Annotated in this window: 2 rRNA genes; both read right to left on the reverse strand. The window is 53.9% G+C overall.

The annotated features are described in order from the left end of the window. Positions 1-63: 63 nt before the first annotated feature. Positions 64-175: ribosomal RNA gene (gene rrf, locus ACW9KT_RS22255) — 5S ribosomal RNA — on the reverse strand. 84 nt (positions 176-259) lie between these two features. Further along, positions 260-3,172, reverse strand: a 23S ribosomal RNA gene (locus ACW9KT_RS22260). Positions 3,173-3,271: the final 99 nt, after the last annotated feature.

Genomic DNA, 3,271 nt, shown 5'->3' on the forward strand with positions numbered 1-3,271 from the left:
TAAACGCGGGCAGCCCCCCGCATCCCGGGTGAGGGGGACGCTGGGGGGCTGCGCTGAAAGTAAGGTTGGCGGCGACCGACTCTCCCACCGGTGAAGGTAGTACCATAGGCGCTCCGGGGCTTAACTGCTCTGTTCGGAATGGGAAGAGGTGAACACCCGGGCTAAAGCCACCATTACTGGCGGTCGTGGCTAGTTCACAGCCACAACAAATAACGTTGACGTAGGGACGAATAAGAAGAAGAGAGAAAAAGAGCTGGTATTGGGTAAGTGTTCGAGTCATTAGTACTACTCGGCTCAGCCATTTCGGACCTTCCACCTGTAGCCTATCAACGTGGTAGTCTACCACGACTCTTCGTATATGAGAGATCTCATCTTGAGGTGAGTTTCGCACTTAGATGCTTTCAGCGCTTATCTCATCCCAGCGTAGCTACCCGGCGCTGCAGCTGGCGCCACAACCGGTGCACTAGCGGCTGGTCCATCCCGGTCCTCTCGTACTAAGGACAGGTCCTCGCAAATCTCTAACGCCCACCACAGATAGGGACCGAACTGTCTCACGACGTTCTGAACCCAGCTCGCGTGCCACTTTAATCGGCGAACAGCCGAACCCTTGGGACCTTCTCCAGCCCCAGGACGTGACGAGCCGACATCGAGGTGCCAAACCTCCCCGTCGATATGAGCTCTTGGGGGAGATCAGCCTGTTATCCCCGGCGTACCTTTTATCCTTTGAGCGATGGCCCTTCCATGCGGAACCACCGGATCACTATATCCGTCTTTCGACCCTGCTCGGCTTGTAGGCCTCACAGTCAAGCCCGCTTCTGCTATTGCGCTCTGCGTACGGTTACCAAGCGTACTGAGCGGACCTTTGAAAGCCTCCGATACTCTTTTGGAGGCGACCACCCCAGTCAAACTACCCACCAGACACTGTTTCCCCGTCTCGGAGATTAGGCACCGAGTAACACAAGGGTGGTATTTCAACGTTGGCTCCCCGAGAGCTGGCGCCCCCGGCTCATAGCCTCCCACCTATCCTACACATGTGTTACCCAGCGTCAATGTCAAGCTATAGTAAAGGTGCACGGGGTCTTTCCGTCCCGTGGCGGGTACTCGGCATCTTCACCGAGACTACAATTTCACCGAGCTCACGGCTGAGACAGCGCCCAGATCGTTACACCATTCGTGCAGGTCGGAACTTACCCGACAAGGAATTTCGCTACCTTAGGACCGTTATAGTTACGGCCGCCGTTTACCGGGGCTTCGATTCAAACCTTCGCCTTGCGACTAAGTTCCCCTCTTAACCTTCCGGCACCGGGCAGGTGTCAGACCTTATACTTCCGCTTACGCGTTCGCAAAGTCATGTGTTTTTGTTAAACAGTCGCCTGGGCCTTTTCACTGCGGCTTCTTGTCTTGCGACAAGGAAGCGACCCTTCTCCCGAAGTTACAGGTCCATTTTGCCGAGTTCCTTGGCCGTGATTCACTCGAGCCCCTCAGGATACTCTCCTTGACTACCTGTGTCGGTTTGCGGTACGGGTTACACTAAGATTAAAACGCTTAGCAGGTTTTCTTGGCAGTCTGATTAGGCAAACTATCCCCGTGGCCGAGGCCGTAGGGTACTATCACGTTTCAGCTACAAGAGCGGATTTTCCTACTCTCGCAATACCTACGCGCTTCAACGGGCACTTCCGTCCGCCCGCGTTGCTTTCACTTCTGCGTCACTGCATCACTTCTTGGTGTAAGTGCTGGAATATCAACCAGCTGTCCATCGACGTAGCCTCTCGGCGTAGCCTTAGGTCCCGACTAACCCTGCTCCGATTAGCGTTGAGCAGGAAACCTTAGTCTATCGGGGGGCGGGTTTCTCACCCGCCTTATCGTTACTCATGCCTACATTTGCTTTTCTAGCCGCTCCAGCACGCCTGACAGCATACCTTCACCGCTGCTAGAATGCTCCCCTACCACTTGCATATAATGCAAATCCATCGCTTCGGTACCGGACTTGATGCCCGCGTATTATCGATGCCCTCTCGCTCGACCAGTGAGCTGTTACGCACTCTTTAAATGAATGGCTGCTTCCAAGCCAACATCCTGGCTGTCAAGGCAAGTGGACCTCCTTTGTTCAACTTAGTCCGAATTTAGGGACCTTAGCGGATGGTCTGGGTTCTTTCCCTCTCGGCATGGGACCTTAGCACCCCACGCCTCACTGCCGGCTATATTACGTGGCATTCGGAGTTCATCAGGATTCGGTAGGCTATGACACCCCCTAGTCCTATTGGTAGCTCTACCTCCACGTAACTCAACGCCGACGCTGTACCTAAATACATTTCGGGGAGTACGAGCTATTTCTCAGTTTGATTGGCCTTTCACCCCTACCCACAACTCATCCAAATCCTTTTCAACGGAAACTGGTTCGGGCCTCCAGTTGGTTTTACCCAACCTTCACCCTGGTCATGGGTAGATCACAAAGTTTCGCGTCTACCCCCCCTGACTCTGCGCCCTATTCAGACTCGCTTTCGCTGCGGCTCCATGACTCTAGTCATTTAACCTTGCCAGGGAGGAGTAACTCGTAGGCTCATTATGCAAAAGGCACGCCGTCACCCCACTCAAGGGCTCCGACCGCTTGTAAGCACACGGTTTCAGGTTCTTTTCACTCCCTTATTCAGGGTTCTTTTCACCTTTCCCTCACGGTACTGGTTCACTATCGGTCTCTCAGGAGTATGTAGCCTTAGCGGATGGTGCCGCTGGATTCAGAGGGGATTTCTCCGGTCCCCCCCTACTCAGGAATCCTCTACCGTGCTTGACTTGCTCGCTTACGGGATTCTCACCCTCTATGATCGACTTTCCCACGTCGTTCAGCTAAAATCAAACAATCAGATGTTGAGGTCCTACAACCCCGCGCTGGCCGTAACCAGCTCGGTTTGGGCTCGTCCCCGTTCGCTCGCCACTACTTAGGGAATCATTGTTATTTTCTGTTCCTCCGGGTACTTAGATGTTTCAGTTCCCCGGGTTTGCCCGTCTAGCACTAAAGCTAGACGCCCCTGTGCTTCACACAGGTGGGTTGCCCCATTCGGATACCCGCGGATCACTTCGTATGTGCCAATCCCCGCGGCTTTTCGCAGCTTATCACGTCCTTCTTCGCCTCTGAGAGCCTAGGCATCCCCCGTGTGCCCTTGTTTACTTACCTATCCCTGCCCGAAGGCAGGGGGCTCATAACAAGAAACCACTAAAAGTAGTCCTCGCTTCTTTTCTTTTTCTTCTTACTCGTTATCCTACGTCAAAGAAC

This window comes from Hymenobacter sp. HD11105 (genome assembly GCF_054051685.1).